General features: G+C 59.6%; 17 protein-coding genes. 5 read left to right on the top strand and 12 right to left on the bottom strand.

Annotated elements, in window-relative coordinates; genetic code table 11:
• Nucleotides 1–58: 58 nt before the first annotated feature.
• The 5 genes from PY650_RS12240 to PY650_RS12220 form a co-directional block, all read right to left on the bottom strand.
• Entirely contained in the window at nucleotides 59–334 is a 276-nt protein-coding gene (locus PY650_RS12240; protein ID WP_285879532.1) for an HPr family phosphocarrier protein, read from the bottom strand.
• A gap of 19 nt (nucleotides 335–353) precedes the next feature.
• Complete coding sequence (locus PY650_RS12235; protein WP_120702529.1) at nucleotides 354–755, bottom strand: PTS sugar transporter subunit IIA; 402 nt, start codon at nucleotides 753–755, stop codon at nucleotides 354–356.
• 152 nt (nucleotides 756–907) lie between these two features.
• Complete coding sequence (locus PY650_RS12230; protein ID WP_285879531.1) at nucleotides 908–1360, bottom strand: HPr kinase/phosphorylase; 453 nt, start codon at nucleotides 1358–1360, stop codon at nucleotides 908–910.
• Nucleotides 1357–3150, bottom strand: coding sequence for a sensor histidine kinase (locus tag PY650_RS12225; protein WP_285879626.1), 1794 nt, complete (start codon nucleotides 3148–3150; stop codon nucleotides 1357–1359). The genes PY650_RS12230 and PY650_RS12225 overlap by 4 nt, the downstream gene beginning before the upstream one ends.
• A 192-nt stretch (nucleotides 3151–3342) precedes the next feature.
• A complete protein-coding gene (locus PY650_RS12220; protein WP_285879625.1) occupies nucleotides 3343–4077 on the bottom strand; it encodes a response regulator transcription factor in 735 nt (244 codons plus the stop codon).
• 351 nt (nucleotides 4078–4428) lie between these two features.
• Here PY650_RS12220 and PY650_RS12215 point away from each other — a divergent pair, with 351 nt between their 5' ends.
• From PY650_RS12215 to PY650_RS12205, 3 genes are all read left to right on the top strand, one after another.
• Nucleotides 4429–6039 (top strand): phosphoenolpyruvate carboxykinase, encoded by a 1611-nt coding sequence (locus PY650_RS12215; RefSeq protein ID WP_285879529.1) that lies wholly within the window; start codon nucleotides 4429–4431, stop codon nucleotides 6037–6039.
• 242 nt (nucleotides 6040–6281) lie between these two features.
• Nucleotides 6282–6716, top strand: coding sequence for an alternative ribosome rescue aminoacyl-tRNA hydrolase ArfB (arfB, locus tag PY650_RS12210; protein ID WP_285879527.1), 435 nt, complete (start codon nucleotides 6282–6284; stop codon nucleotides 6714–6716).
• Nucleotides 6717–6862: 146 nt separating this feature from the next.
• Nucleotides 6863–7474 (top strand): alpha-ketoglutarate-dependent dioxygenase AlkB family protein, encoded by a 612-nt coding sequence (locus PY650_RS12205; protein ID WP_285879525.1) that lies wholly within the window; start codon nucleotides 6863–6865, stop codon nucleotides 7472–7474.
• 118 nt (nucleotides 7475–7592) lie between these two features.
• Here PY650_RS12205 and coaA read toward each other — a convergent pair whose 3' ends face one another.
• The 7 genes from coaA to hisB all read right to left on the bottom strand — a co-directional run bounded on the left by coaA (nucleotide 7593) and on the right by hisB (nucleotide 12302).
• Nucleotides 7593–8588, bottom strand: coding sequence for a type I pantothenate kinase (coaA, locus tag PY650_RS12200; protein ID WP_285879523.1), 996 nt, complete (start codon nucleotides 8586–8588; stop codon nucleotides 7593–7595).
• Nucleotides 8589–8594: 6 nt separating this feature from the next.
• Nucleotides 8595–8909: a phosphoribosyl-ATP diphosphatase gene (locus PY650_RS12195; RefSeq protein ID WP_285879521.1), complete on the bottom strand. Its 315-nt coding sequence runs from the start codon at nucleotides 8907–8909 to the stop codon at nucleotides 8595–8597.
• Between the two features lie 15 nt (nucleotides 8910–8924).
• Nucleotides 8925–9707: an imidazole glycerol phosphate synthase subunit HisF gene (gene hisF / locus PY650_RS12190; RefSeq protein WP_285879519.1), complete on the bottom strand. Its 783-nt coding sequence runs from the start codon at nucleotides 9705–9707 to the stop codon at nucleotides 8925–8927.
• Nucleotides 9704–10447, bottom strand: a complete 744-nt coding sequence (gene hisA, locus PY650_RS12185; RefSeq protein WP_285879518.1) for a 1-(5-phosphoribosyl)-5-[(5-phosphoribosylamino)methylideneamino]imidazole-4-carboxamide isomerase — start codon at nucleotides 10445–10447, stop codon at nucleotides 9704–9706. Before hisA ends, hisF begins: the two co-directional genes overlap by 4 nt.
• A gap of 85 nt (nucleotides 10448–10532) precedes the next feature.
• Nucleotides 10533–11183 carry an imidazole glycerol phosphate synthase subunit HisH gene (gene hisH / locus PY650_RS12180; protein ID WP_285879516.1) on the bottom strand — a complete coding sequence of 217 codons (651 nt, stop codon included), beginning with the start codon at nucleotides 11181–11183 and terminating at the stop codon, nucleotides 10533–10535.
• Between the two features lie 2 nt (nucleotides 11184–11185).
• Nucleotides 11186–11668, bottom strand: coding sequence for a DUF2628 domain-containing protein (locus PY650_RS12175; protein ID WP_285879514.1), 483 nt, complete (start codon nucleotides 11666–11668; stop codon nucleotides 11186–11188).
• A 25-nt stretch (nucleotides 11669–11693) separates the two neighbouring features.
• Complete coding sequence (hisB, locus tag PY650_RS12170) at nucleotides 11694–12302, bottom strand: imidazoleglycerol-phosphate dehydratase HisB (protein WP_285879512.1); 609 nt, start codon at nucleotides 12300–12302, stop codon at nucleotides 11694–11696.
• A gap of 215 nt (nucleotides 12303–12517) precedes the next feature.
• On the opposite strand from hisB, the gene hslV reads away from it, so the two are divergent.
• Together hslV and hslU are read left to right on the top strand one after the other, a co-directional pair.
• The gene (gene hslV / locus PY650_RS12165; RefSeq protein WP_285879511.1) at nucleotides 12518–13045 is read left to right on the top strand and encodes an ATP-dependent protease subunit HslV; all 528 of its coding nucleotides are present in this window, start codon (nucleotides 12518–12520) and stop codon (nucleotides 13043–13045) included.
• A gap of 44 nt (nucleotides 13046–13089) precedes the next feature.
• Complete coding sequence (gene hslU, locus PY650_RS12160) at nucleotides 13090–14397, top strand: ATP-dependent protease ATPase subunit HslU (RefSeq protein WP_285879509.1); 1308 nt, start codon at nucleotides 13090–13092, stop codon at nucleotides 14395–14397.
• Nucleotides 14398–14447 lie beyond the last annotated feature (50 nt).

The raw sequence follows: 14447 nt of genomic DNA, 5'->3' as shown, positions 1-14447 counted from the left end.
GAAGATATAAAGAGGTCTTTATATCTTTATATCCCGTGTGGTGGCTCGATGAGCGGACTCACATCTCTTCGCCGAACTTGTCGGCGACTAGACGGTCCAGCGCATCCAGCGCCTCGGCGGCCTGGTTGCCGCTGGCGGTAACGAGCACGCTGCAGCCAGGGCTGGCTGCGAGCATCATCAGGCCCATGATCGAGTTGCCGCCCACCGTGGTCCCGTCCTTCGAGACGGTGATGGTGGCGTCGTAGGCTTCGACGGTCTGTACGAATTTAGCGGAGGCGCGGGCATGCAGGCCGCGTTTGTTGATGATCAGAAGTTCCCGGGAAAGCTCTGTCATAGGCGGGGCGATTGTCTCGTTATTTGCCGCTGAGCACACGGCTGGCCACGTTGATGTATTTGCGCCCGGCCTCTGAAGCTTCCACCAGAGCCTTCTCCATGTTGTTGTCGCCGCGCACACCTGCGAGCTTTATGAGCATCGGCAAATTGACGCCGGCTATAACCTCCGTGTGGCCACTGTTCATGACGGAGATCGCGAGATTGGAGGGAGTGCCACCGAACATGTCGGTAAGGATGATGACCCCGTGGCCATCGTCAGCGCCGGAAACCGCGTGCAGGATGTCCTGCCGCCGCTTATCCATATCGTCTTCGGGACCAATCGATACCGTTTCTATGAACTTCTGCGGACCAACGACATGCTCGACCGCATGCCGAAACTCTTCAGCCAGCTTGCCATGAGTGACAAGCACAAGTCCGATCATGATATTACTGCTCCCATCGCATAAGCAAACAGGTGGCCCATATCGCAATGCAGCAATGTCGTCCACCGGTGGGGGGACATCTTGGCGATGAAAAGACGAAGTGCAAGCTTAAAATATGATATTTGGGCGCCTATAGAGACCTAAATGGCCGATTAATCCAAACTGGTGGCGATTTTTGCCATGATTACGGCCAGAGGATTCGCCGAGGCTGCGCACAGGCGGATCAAAGGTAGGTGAATGGATTCAGTAACATCGATCTGTTCGTCTTCGGGGGGGAGCCGCTCGGCGTGTACCGGATCGACCGGACGTATCGCGAAATGCATTTCGGCCTCAAAAACATGAGGAAGCCGGACAATGCCGGTATAGCGGATCTCCAGCAGCCCGGCGATCGACGGCGGGCATTCGGCGATGACGGCGCCATCGCGTCGCCGAATGAAAACCTGGTCATCCGCGACCAATGTTGCGGAAAGCCCGAGTGGCTTGGCGGCGGCGAGGCAGGCGAAGGCAAGCGAAGATTTGCCGCTGCCCGATGGTCCTATAAACAGTAGGCCGGTCTTGCCGACCACGATCGCCGTCCCGTGGATATTGGCTGCTTTGTCGCTCATGCCGGTGTTTCGGCAGGCAAAGAAAGAATGAAGCGGGCGCCGAGCAGCGCTGCGCCGTCGCCGTCGACGATATTTTCCGCGCGCAGCGATCCGCCATGTGCCTCGGCGATCTGCCGGCTGATCGACAGACCTAAACCCGAATTCTGACCGAAACCTTCCGCTTCCGGCCGGTCGGTATAGAAGCGCTCGAAGATACGGTCGATATTTTCAGCCTGGATGCCCGGTCCGTTATCCTCGATATAGATCACGCAACGCGTTCTCGTACGCATCAGCTTTACCGTGATCTTGCCCGTGTCTTTCGCAACGAAAGAGCGCGCGTTTTCAATGAGGTTGGTGACGATCTGGCCGATACGCAGGTCATGACCGTCAATGGTGAACTTGGTTTTCGCGCCCGGCTTCCGGTCCACGATATAGTCTATTTCGACCGCCTTCTTCGAGTGTCCGACCTGCCGGGAAATTTCGATCAAGTCGCGCAACAGCACTTCGAGATCGAGCGATTTTGCATCGGAGCGAGCAAGCTCGGCATCGAGGCGGGACGCGTCTGAAATATCGCTGATCAGCCGGTCGAGGCGGCGCACGTCATGCTGGATGACATCCATCAGCCGCTTTTTAGAGTCATCGCTTTTGGCGAGCGGCAGCGTCTCGACTGCGCTGCGCAGCGATGTCAGCGGGTTCTTCAGTTCGTGGCTGACATCGGCGGCAAAACTTTCGATTGCATCGATACGGTCGTAAAGCGCCGTCGTCATTTCGCGGAGCGCTATCGACAGATTGCCGATTTCATCCTGGCGCGCGGAGAAATCCGGGATTTCTTCGCGCTCCTTCGCGCCACCGCGGCGCACGCGGATGGCGGCCGCCGAAAGTCGGCGTAGCGGATTGGCGATGGTGGAGGACAAGAGCAGCGACAGGACGACGTTAACCAGCGTCGCGACGCCGAAGACGCGCATGATCGCCAGGCGCTCGGCATGGACGATCTTGTCGATATCGCCCGCCTGCGTTGACAGCAGCAGCACGCCGAGCACGGCGCGAAAGCGCTGGATGGGCACGGCGACCGAGACGATCAGCTCACCTTTTTCCGTGGTGCGCACCACGGCGCCACGCACGCCGGTCAGCGCATTCATCACTTCCGGATAGATCGAGCCGTCGCCCCCGGGCGCTTCCTTGTAAACCGGGAGATTGCCCGGCTGCAGGATCTTGTTGAGCAACCCGCTGAACCAGTCCGACCAGCTCTGTTTTTCGTCCTCGACCGGCGGCAGATCGTAGCGCAGCACCTGGCCGCGCGAATAGAGATGGCGGCTGTCGAGTAGCAGGTTGGCGTCGGCATCGAAGATACGGGCGCGCGTGCGCGTCGGCGAAATCAGCCGCGTCAGCACCGGCGCGACCTTTTCCGGATCGATCGGGAACTCCAAATCCTCGTCGTTTGGTACCGGCGTGATGCTCTGGCCGGCTTGCAGTTCCAGGAGTTTCTGCGGGTCGATGGTGATGGAGTTGGTGTCGACCGATGCCGATGCCGAGACGGCGCCGGCGATGATTTCGCCCTGCGTCAGCAGGCTCTCGACGCGCGCGTCGATCAGGCCCTCGCGGAACTGGTTGAGATAGAGGATGCCGCCGACGAGCACGACGAGCGCAGCCAGGTTGAAGAAAAGGATGCGCCGTGTCAGGCTTGAAAAGACGGCATTGCCGAAGATGCGGCGGATCAGCGTGAAAGGGTGAGTCCACCGACGGCGAGCGATTCTGATGTCGCTCGGGCTTTCCGTGTCGTCGATATCTCTGTCTTGCACCAGTTGTGCCAAGCCAACGGCCCTTTCGAAGAACAGGATCGGCGATCCTGTCCGCATGCTCTTTATTCCATCGACCGCCGCATGGTCTAGTTAACTATCCAAGCATGATGCCGAAAAGTCTAAGCGGTTTTCGGACGACATCACGCTTTATCCTTTCATCTAGAGCGGATTCAGATGTTAGATCGATTCGAAAATCATCCGGCTCTAAGCCGCTTCGCGGAAGCGGTAGCCGACTCCATACAGCGTTTCGATCATATCAAAATCGAGATCGACCATCTTGAATTTCTTCCGAAGTCGCTTGATGTGGCTGTCGATTGTGCGATCGTCGACATAGACCTGTTCATCGTAAGCCGCATCCATCAAGGCATCGCGGCTTTTCACCACGCCGGGTCGCTGCGCCAGCGAGTGCAGGATCAGGAACTCCGTGACGGTCAGCGTAACCGGCTCGCCCTTCCAGGTGCAGGTATGGCGTTCCTGGTCCATGACAAGCTGACCACGCTCCAGCGAGCGGGCCTGTTGCGCTGCGCCAGGCTTTGCGGCTACACCAGCAACGCCGGCTGCGGCCGCGGCTTCGCGGCTGGAAGCGCGGCGGAGCACGGCCTTAACGCGCTCGACCAGCAGGCGTTGCGAGAAAGGCTTGGTGATAAAGTCGTCGGCGCCCATCTTCAGGCCGAAGAGCTCGTCGATCTCTTCATCTTTCGACGTCAGGAAGATAACCGGCAGATCGGACTTCTGCCGCAGGCGGCGCAAAAGCTCCATGCCGTCCATACGCGGCATCTTGATGTCGAAGATCGCCAATTGCGGCGGCCGGGCAAGCAGTCCGTCAAGCGCCGAAGCGCCGTCGGTGTAAGTTTCCACCTTATATCCCTCGGCTTCCAAAGCTATCGATACGGAAGTCAGGATATTGCGGTCGTCGTCAACAAGCGCGATTGTCAACATGGTGTTCGTCTCCGTCATCAGTGCGCATCTCCCGGATTTGGAATCCAGCCCAGGTGGCTTGCCAGCTCGGTTGGCGGTAACCCGGCGCGCTTATGGGGATAAAGGTGGAACAAATTGTGGCAAAGATAAAGAGGCGGATTGCCGGGCTCTCAAACTGTTAACCAGAAGTTGTGCGACGAAACGTCTCGGACACAGCCCATTCAAACGATTTAAAATTATCAGAATTTATTTAAATCGATTAAATACATGATATCATTCAATATTTTTTGACAAAATCCCTTGTGCTTTTAAAAAGACGCCTCTACGCTTTATTTAGTTTTAACGGCTGCGGCCACGTAGAGGAATAAAGCGATGGAGCAATTCGGCGTCCGTAATCCCGCAATCGAACTCGAATCGATCGGCCTGGGGGCAGCCGCGAGTGTGCGTTATAATCTCCTGGAGGCTCACCTTTACGAGGAAGCGATTCGTCGGCGGGAAGCCGATTTGACCGCCCACGGCGTGCTGAGAGCTTTGACTGGACAGCACACCGGCCGTTCGCCGAAGGACAAGTTCGTCGTCCGCAACGACATCACCGAAGACCAGATCTGGTGGGACAACAACAAGCCGATGTCGCCGGAACATTTCGCGCTGCTGCATAAGGATATGCTTGCGCACGTGCACGGCAAGGATCTGTTCGTCCAGGATCTGATTGGTGGTGCCGATCATGATAGCGCCCTGCCGACGCGCGTCATCACCGAATTCGCCTGGCACTCGCTGTTTATCCGCAACCTTCTCATCCGCCCTGAGCGGGCGGCGCTGGAAAAATTCGTGCCTAAGCTCACCATCATCGACCTGCCAAGCTTCCGCGCCGATCCGGAGCGTCATGGATGCCGCACGGAAACGGTGATCGCCTGCGATCTCGTCAACGGTATCGTGCTCATCGGCGGCACCTCCTATGCCGGCGAAATGAAGAAGTCGGTCTTTACAGTGTTGAATTACCTACTGCCGGAACGCGGCGTCATGCCGATGCATTGCTCCGCGAATGTCGGCCCGGATGGTGATGCAGCGATCTTCTTCGGCCTTTCGGGCACCGGCAAGACGACGCTTTCCGCCGACCCGTCCCGCACGCTGATCGGCGATGATGAGCATGGCTGGGGCGAAAACGGCATCTTCAATTTCGAGGGCGGTTGCTACGCCAAGACCATCCGCCTTTCGGCCGAGGCCGAGCCGGAAATCTACGCGACGACCCGCCGTTTCGGCACCGTTCTGGAAAATGTCGTGCTCGATGAGCATGGCGCGCCGGATCTCGACGACGGCTCGCTGACGGAGAACACCCGCAGCGCCTACCCGCTGCATTTCATTCCAAATGCTTCGGAGTCCGGCACGACCGGCCATCCGGAGACGATCATTATGCTGACGGCCGACGCTTTCGGCGTTATGCCGCCGATTGCCAAGCTGACGCCGGAACAGGCGATGTACCACTTCCTCTCTGGCTACACCGCCAAGGTCGCTGGCACGGAGAAAGGCGTCGTCGAGCCGGAAGCCACGTTTTCGACCTGCTTCGGCGCTCCCTTCATGCCGCGTCACCCGGCCGAATACGGCAACCTGCTGAAGGAGCTGATCGCCCGCCACGGCGCCGGCTGCTGGCTCGTCAATACCGGCTGGACCGGCGGCGCTTACGGCACGGGCCGGCGCATGCCGATCAAGGCGACACGCGCCCTGCTTGCCGCTGCTCTGAAGGGTGACCTCGACAACGCCGAGTTCCGCATCGACCCGAATTTCGGCTTCGCCGTCCCGGTTGCCGTCGAGGACGTCGACAACGCCATCCTCGATCCGCGTAGCACCTGGGCCGATGGCCAGGCCTATGACGCGCAGGCGGCCAAGCTGGTGCAGATGTTCGTCGCAAACTTCGCCAAGTTCGAGGACCATGTCGACGGCAACGTTCGCGACGCGGCGCCCGGCATGCCGGTTGCAGCGCAATAAGTAGCTCCCACGGGCAGCAATGACTCACGTGAAACTCACTCGCCCTCGTGGTTCGGGACAGCCCTTTAGGCTTCCTCACCATGAGGGCTGGTCTGTTTTGCCGATGTAGTAGCGGCGTCATCCTGAGGCGGATTTCGGCGCCACGTGCGGAAATGCCTCGAAGCAAGCGGCGGCCCCGAAACCGTCAACGACCATATTTTCAACCGCGCCCCGATATGGGATAGACGGACGCGGAGAAAACCATGGCCAGCGACGCACTCTACATCAACGACCGGATCACCATTGCCGGCTGGGAGCTGAGCGAACAATTCGTTCTGGCGGGCGGCCCCGGTGGGCAGAACGTCAACAAGGTCGCGACGGCTGTCCAGTTGTTCTTCAATATTCCGAATTCGCCGTCGCTCAACGATCGCGTCAAGGCCAACGCCATCAGGCTGGCCGGCCGGCGCGTCTCCAAGGACGGCGTATTGATGATCGAGGCCAGCCGCTTCCGCAGCCAGGATCGCAATCGCGAGGATGCGCGTGAGCGGCTGAAGGAACTGATTCTCGAGGCCGCCGCACCGCCACCCCCGCCACGCAAGAAGACCAAGCCGACGAAAGGCTCGATCGAGCGGCGCCTGAAAGAAAAATCCGGCCGCTCCGAGGTCAAGAAGATGCGCGGCAGGGTTGGCGGCGACTAGGTTTTCGGGCGGCAGTTTTGGTTTGGGCTTGTTAGAATAAGGCTTGTCAGGCGAGTCTGGTGTTGCTGTAGCTCTGTGCCGGCCGGGCACGAAAGCGCGGCGACGGCACATTCATCTGACCGACACACCATTGCAGGAAACAAAAAATGCTCCTCCCCAGCGGAATTCGCCATCTCCCCGGCTATCTCGACCGCCGTCCCACCCAGGAAGCGCTGGTTGAAGCGATCCGTACCGTCGTGGCCGAAGCGCCGCTTTACACGCCCGTCATGCCCGGCACCGGCAAGGAAATGTCCGTGCGCATGACCAATTGCGGTCCGCTCGGCTGGGTGACGGACAAGCAGCGCGGCTATCGCTATCAACAGACCCATCCGGTGACGGGTAATCACTGGCCCGCGATGCCGCCGCAACTGCTCGATCTCTGGAGTGATATAGCCGCCTATGAAAAGCCGCCTGAGGCTTGTCTCGTCAATTTCTACAATGACGATGCGCGGATGGGCCTGCATCAGGATCGCGACGAACAGGATCTCTATGCGCCCGTACTGTCGATTTCGCTCGGAAATAGCTGCCTCTTCCGTGTCGGCGGCCTCAATCGCAGAGATCCTACGCTATCCTTCAAACTGTCCAGCGGCGATATCGTCGTTATCGGCGGGGAGGGCAGGCTTTGCTTCCACGGCGTCGACCGGATTTATCCGGCGACCTCCACGCTCCTGAGGAATGGCGGGCGGATAAACTTGACCTTGAGGCGGGTGACCCCATAGAGTCTAGATGGTGTAGCGGGCGGAGCCGAGCCAGATATATTTGAAGGTCTCATGGTCGTCCCTTTTGGTTTTCGCAATTCCGGACGGAAAACCGCTGCGCACTTTTCCTCAAGTTGCTCTAGAGCTTCCTCAACGCCACCTGTTCGATTAGATGATTCCTGCCCTTCTGCAGAATGAGATCGGCGCGGGGGCGAGTCGGCAGGATGTTCTGGCGCAGATTCTTCAGGTTGATATTCTTCCATAGCCCCTCGGCGGTCGCGATTGCCTCTTTTTCGGTAATCGAGGCGTAGCGGTGGAAGAAGGAGTTGGGATCGCGGAACGCGGTTTCGCGCAGCTTCATGAAGCGTGCGACATACCAATTGTGGATCAAATGCTCGTTGGCATCGATATAGATCGAAAAGTCGAAGAAGTCAGACACCATCGGCACGATCTTGCCGTCCGCCGGCAGATGCCGCGATTGCAGCACGTTGATGCCTTCGAAGATCAGGATGTCCGGCCGGTCGACGGTCCTGTATTCGTTCGGCAAAACGTCATAGACGAGGTGTGAATAGCAGGGCGCCTTGACGTTCGGCTGCCCCGCCTTGATCGCCGAGAGGAAGCGCAGGAGTGCCGCGGTATCGTAGCTTTCCGGAAAGCCCTTGCGCTGCATCAGGTTGCGGCGCTGCAACTCGGCGTTCGGATAGAGGAAGCCGTCGGTGGTGATCAGATCCACTTTCGGGCTCGACGGCCAACGGCCCAGCAATTCCTTGAGTATACGAGCCGTGGTGGACTTGCCGACGGCGACGGAGCCGGCGATGCCGATGACGAAAGGCGTCTTGGCGACATCGGAGAGACTGAGGAAGCGGTTGCGCTGCTCGAACAGGATCTGTGAGGATTCCACATGCGATGACAGCAGGCGTGACAGCGAAAGGTAGATGCGCCGGACTTCGTCGAGATCGATCGGGTCGCCCATGGAGCGCAGGCGCGTCACTTCGTCGGCGGTCAATGTCAGCGGCGTATCGGCCCTGAATTTCGACCACTCTTCCGAAGAAAAGAAATAGAAGGGCGAATAGGCTTTCGCCTCAAAAATATCGAGCATCTCGGGCGCAGGCAGGGTTTGTGTCGCTATTGTCATCGCATTTTACCGGCTAGCCTTTTCCTGAAGGCCGGATTGGGCGGTGCGCCTTTCGAGCTCACCCATGACATTCTGCAACGGAATGCCGGCTATCTTCAATACGACCAAAAGGTGATAAAGCACATCGGCTGCTTCACAGGTGAGATTGTCGCGGTCGCCGGTTACCGCCGCCATGACGGCTTCGATCGCTTCCTCGCCCAGCTTCTTCGCCGCCTTCGGCTGACCGGCGGCGAAAAGCTTCGCGGTCCAGGATTCTTCCGGCGAAGCCTTGGATCTGATGTCGACGATCTTTTCGAGGTCGGAAAGAGTAAATCCGCTCATTCGTTCTATCCGCTCCTAATCGAGCCGCATGGCGATGCCATGCTGTGACATATAGTGCTTCGCTTCGCCGACCGAATAGGTGCCGAAGTGGAAAATCGAAGCCGCGAGCACGGCCGTCGCATGGCCTTGCTTGATGCCGGCGACGAGATCGTCGAGATCGCCGACGCCGCCGGACGCAATCACCGGAACACGCACGGCATCCGCGATCGCCCGCGTCAGCTCGAGATCGTAGCCGACCTTGGTGCCGTCGCGGTCCATGGAGGTAACCAGCAGCTCGCCGGCGCCGCGCTCAACCATCTTCAGCGCAAAATCGACGGCATCAATGCCCGTCGCGTTGCGGCCGCCATGGGTATAGATTTCCCAGGCGCTCCGATTGTCGCCGCCGAGTTGTGCCCGTCGCTTCGCATCGATGGAAACGACGATGCATTGATTGCCGAACTTGTCGGCCGCCTCGGCAACGAAATCCGGGTTGTTCACCGCTGCCGAATTGATCGAGACCTTGTCGGCGCCGCAGAGCAGCAGCTTGCGGATATCGGCGATGGTGCGAACACCGCCGCCGACTGTCACCGGCATGAAGCATTGCTCGGCGGTGCGGGCCACGACATCGAAAATCGTCTCCCTGTTGTCGGAAGAGGCGGTGATGTCGAGGAAGCAGAGTTCGTCGGCACCGGCGGTATCGTAAGCCTTGGCGGCTTCGACGGGGTCGCCGGCATCGACGAGGTCGAGAAAATTGATGCCCTTGACGACGCGACCGTCCTTCACATCGAGGCAGGGGATGACGCGGGCTTTCAGGGTCATTGCGCTGCCTCCTTGGCCTGCTTGATCAAGGCCAATGCTTCCCTCGGGTCGATCCGGCCATCATAGAGCGCGCGGCCGGAAATCGCACCTTCCAGTTTGCGGGCATCCGGCTGGATCATGCGGCGGATATCATCTAGCGAGGCAAGTCCGCCGGACGCGATGACGGGAATGGAAACGGCCTCGGCCAATTCCAGTGTCGAGGCCCAATTGATGCCGGTGAGAATCCCGTCCCGGTCGATATCGGTATATATGATCGCGGCAACGCCGGCGCCTTCGAATTGTTTGGCCAGTTCGATGACGCCGAGCTCGGAAGCGGAGGCCCAGCCTTCGACCGCTACCTTGCCACCCTTGGCGTCGATGCCGACGGCGATATGGCCCGGAAATCTTCTGCAGGCTTCGATGACAAGGGCCGGATCGCGCACCGCGACCGTGCCGAGAATGACCCGGGCAAGCCCGCGCGTCAGCCAGCTTTCGATATGATCGAGCGTGCGGATGCCGCCGCCGAGCTGTACCGGGTTCTTCGTCGCCTTGAGGATGGCGTCGACGGCGGCACCGTTGACGGTCTGGCCGGCGAAGGCGCCGTTGAGGTCAACTACGTGCAACCATTCGAAGCCCTGGTCTTCGAAGGCCTTAGACTGAGCGGCCGGATCCGGATTGTAGACGGTTGCCTGTCGCATATCGCCGAGCTTGAGGCGCACGCACTGGCCGTCCTTGAGGTCGATGGCGGGAAAAAGGATCATTGTGTGTTGTCCGTTCTGTTTGCGCGAGCCTCAGGGTATGATCCCGAAAAGTGTGACGCGGTTTCCGGAAAAGATCATGCCCACGCTAAGGCTTCCAGCGCAGGAAATTGGCAATCAGGGCGAGGCCGAGCTTCTGGCTCTTTTCCGGATGGAACTGCGAGCCGGCCATGTTATCGCGACCGACGAAGGCGGTCATCGGCCCGCCATAGCTGGTCGTGGCGATGACATCGTCGGCATGATCTGCCGCCAGATGGTAGGAATGCACGAAATAGGCGTGCAGTCCGTTCGGCCCGGTCGGAATGCCGTCGAAAAGCGGGTGCGCATGTCTCAGATCCAGGGTGTTCCAGCCGATCTGCGGGATTTTTAGAGCGGGATCGTCGGGTGTCATCTCCTTGACATCGCCCTTGATCCAGCCGAACCCCTTTGTAATCGTCTTTTCCAGTCCGCGCGAAGACATGAGCTGCATGCCGACGCAGATACCCAGGAAAGGGCGGGCCTTGTGTTCCACAACATCGATCACGGCTTCCGCCATGCCTGAAACGGCATCGAGCCCCCTTCGGCAATCGGCATAGGCGCCGACGCCCGGAAGCACGATGCGGTCGGCGGTAGCGACACGCTCGGCATCGTCGGTGAGATCGATTTCGGCGTCGATACCGGCTTCACGGGCGGCGCGTTCGAACGCCTTGGTGGCCGAGCGCAGGTTGCCGGAGCCGTAGTCGATAATTGCGACGCGCATACTCAGCGTCCTCCATCGTAGCCGGGAAGTCCGAAACTCGGGCCGCCGCGACTTGGGCTGTTGTTTGGAGAGGAGGGAATATCCCAATTATTTGAACGGATATTCTCTTCTGGTTCTGCCTCGATGCCCGAGAAATGAATCTCTTCGGCCGTCGCCAGATTGGGCGCAGAAACCAGGCCTTGCGCCATCCATCCCCTTGCAACCAGGTGCCGGTAGGCGGCATGGCGACCTTCGAGCGCGGCGAGGATGTGCACGCCGAGCAGGATCGCGATGCCCGCGGCGAAAAATCCCGGCCGGCGCATCAATTCCCAGCCGATGCCCTGCAGCAAAAAGGCGGCGATAGCTTCCAGCCAGAGCCGGTGAAAAAGCATCCACAACGTCGGAAACAAGAAGGCCATCCAGGAAAAGCCGTCGCGGATGAAGCGCGTGCTGGCCTGATCTCTGTCCGGTCCTTCGGGGGGCGTTAAAATCAAATAGCTTGCCATCTCTTCACTTTCCCCATGATGGGGCTCAGGCGAGTGTGCCCTTCGTCGAGGGCACGCGGCCTGCCTGCCGCGGATCGATCTCGGTTGCCGTGCGCAGCGCGCGGGCAACGGCCTTGAAGCATGTCTCGGCAATATGGTGATTGTTGGCGCCATAATGGTTGAGGATATGCAGCGTGATGCCGGCATTCTGCGCCAAGGCCTGGAAGAATTCGCGCACCAGCTCGGTATCGAAAGTGCCGATCTTCGGGGTACTGAAGGCGACGTTCCAGACAAGGAAGGGGCGGCCGGACAGATCGACGGCTGCCTTCGTCATCGTCTCGTCCATGGCGAGGTCGATCGAGGCATAGCGCGTGATACCGCGCCGGTCGCCCAGTGCCTTGGCAATGGCCTGGCCGATGGCGATGCCGGTATCCTCGACCGCATGGTGGTCGTCGACGTGCAGATCGCCCTTGGTGTCGATCTCCATATCGATCAGCGAATGTCGCGAAAGCTGCTCCAGCATATGGTCGAAGAAACCGACGCCCGTCGAAATCGTCGAGTTGCCGCTGCCGTCGATGTTGATGGACACGGAGACCGAGGTCTCGTTAGTCTTGCGGGAAACGCTTGCCGTGCGGCTCGCTACGGTCTCTGCCATGGGCTGCTCCATCGGGATTGACGGCCGTTCCTTATCAGGCACATCCGCAAATATCCAGAAGTTACGCATGTGCCTGCCTCTTTAGTCGGCTTCGATCCGTTATTCCGAAATAACTGCCATTTGCAATCGCAAAAAGCCCTCTTACATAGGGCATGACGGGGCCGACACGCGGCCCGGCAGAAAGCCCGCCAAAATGGGGGCAAACAGGTGTTTAGATGACGACAATTGTGACTATTCGCAAGGGCGGCAAGGTGGTGATGGCCGGCGATGGCCAGGTCAGCCTCGGCCAGACTGTAATGAAGGGCAACGCCCGCAAGGTCCGTCGCATCGGCAAGGGCGACGTGATCGCCGGTTTCGCCGGTGCCACCGCCGACGCATTTACGCTGCTTGAGCGACTTGAAAAGAAGCTCGAACAATATCCGGGTCAATTGATGCGCGCCGCCGTCGAGCTCGCCAAGGATTGGCGCACGGACAAATACCTGCGCAATCTCGAAGCCATGATGTTGGTCGCCGACAAGAACGTGACGCTCGCCGTCACCGGCAATGGCGATGTGCTCGAGCCGGAACACGGCGCCATGGCAATCGGCTCCGGTGGTAATTTCGCGCTCGCCGCTGCCCGCGCTCTGATGGATACAGACAAATCGGCCGAGGACGTCGCCCGCCGCGCGCTCGACATCGCCGCCGATATTTGCGTTTACACGAATCACAATGTGTTGGTCGAAACGCTCGATTCCGAGTCGTAAGTTCCGCTCTTGATTGTTCCTAGCCCTGACGGGAAGCACACGAAATGACCACTTTTTCCCCCCGCGAGATCGTTTCCGAACTCGACCGCTATATTGTCGGCCAACATGAGGCCAAGCGCGCTGTGGCGATTGCACTGCGCAACCGCTGGCGCCGTCAACAGCTCGAACCCGACCTGCGCGACGAAGTCATGCCCAAGAATATCCTGATGATCGGCCCGACCGGCGTCGGCAAGACGGAAATCTCCCGCCGGCTGGCCAAGCTCGCGGGCGCGCCTTTCATCAAGGTAGAAGCCACCAAGTTTACCGAGGTCGGCTATGTCGGCCGCGACGTCGAACAGATCGTCCGCGATCTCGTCGAGGTCGGTATCGGCCTGGTGCGTGAAAAGAAGCGCGCCGAAGTTCAGGCAAAGGCGCATATGAGTGCGGAAGAGCGGGTGCTCGATGCCCTGGTCGGCTCTACGGCCTCACCGGCAACGCGTGACAGCTTCCGCAAGAAGCTGCGTGAGGGCCAGCTGGACGACAAGGAAATCGACATCGAAGTCAGCGACACCGGCTCCGGCATGCCCGGCTTCGAAATTCCCGGCATGCCCGGCGCCAACATCGGCGTGCTCAACCTCTCCGAAATGTTCGGAAAGGCCATGGGCGGCCGTACCAAGAAGGTGCGCACCACGGTGAAGGACTCCTACAAGGAGCTGATCCGCGATGAATCCGACAAGCTGATTGACAATGAGGCGATCCAGCGCGAAGCGGTGCAGTCCGCCGAGAATGACGGCATCGTCTTCCTCGACGAGATCGACAAGATCGCTGCCCGCGACGGCGGCATGGGTGCCGGCGTTTCCCGAGAAGGCGTGCAGCGCGACCTGCTGCCGCTGGTCGAGGGCACGACGGTTTCGACCAAGTATGGTCCGGTAAAGACCGACCATATCCTCTTCATCGCCTCCGGCGCGTTCCATGTGTCGAAGCCTTCGGATCTGCTGCCGGAACTGCAGGGCCGCTTGCCGATCCGCGTCGAACTGAAGCCGCTCAGCAAGGAGGATTTCCGCCGCATCCTGACGGAACCGGAAGCCAGCCTCATCCGCCAGTACAAGGCGTTGATGGAGACGGAGGACCTGAAGCTCGATTTCACCGACGACGCCATCGACGCCCTGGCCGACGTTGCCGTACACCTTAACTCCACAGTCGAGAACATCGGCGCCCGCCGCCTGCAGACGGTGATGGAGCGGGTGTTGGACGAAATCTCCTACAACGCTTCGGATCGCGCCGGCGTGTCGGTGACCATCGATGCCGACTATGTACGTGAACATGTCGGCGATCTCGCCACCAATACCGACCTGTCGCGCTTCATTCTTTGATGAAGTCGACTAGAGCATCCCGCTTTCAGTGGAATCACCGGAAGGCGGAT

Origin of the sequence: Martinezella calliandrae (genome assembly GCF_030272695.1) — a bacterium.
GTDB classification, from domain to species: domain Bacteria; phylum Pseudomonadota; class Alphaproteobacteria; order Rhizobiales; family Rhizobiaceae; genus Rhizobium; species Rhizobium calliandrae.
The sequence above is the reverse complement of the archived record's forward strand: the minus strand, read 5'-3'. Positions and strand labels throughout refer to the sequence as shown.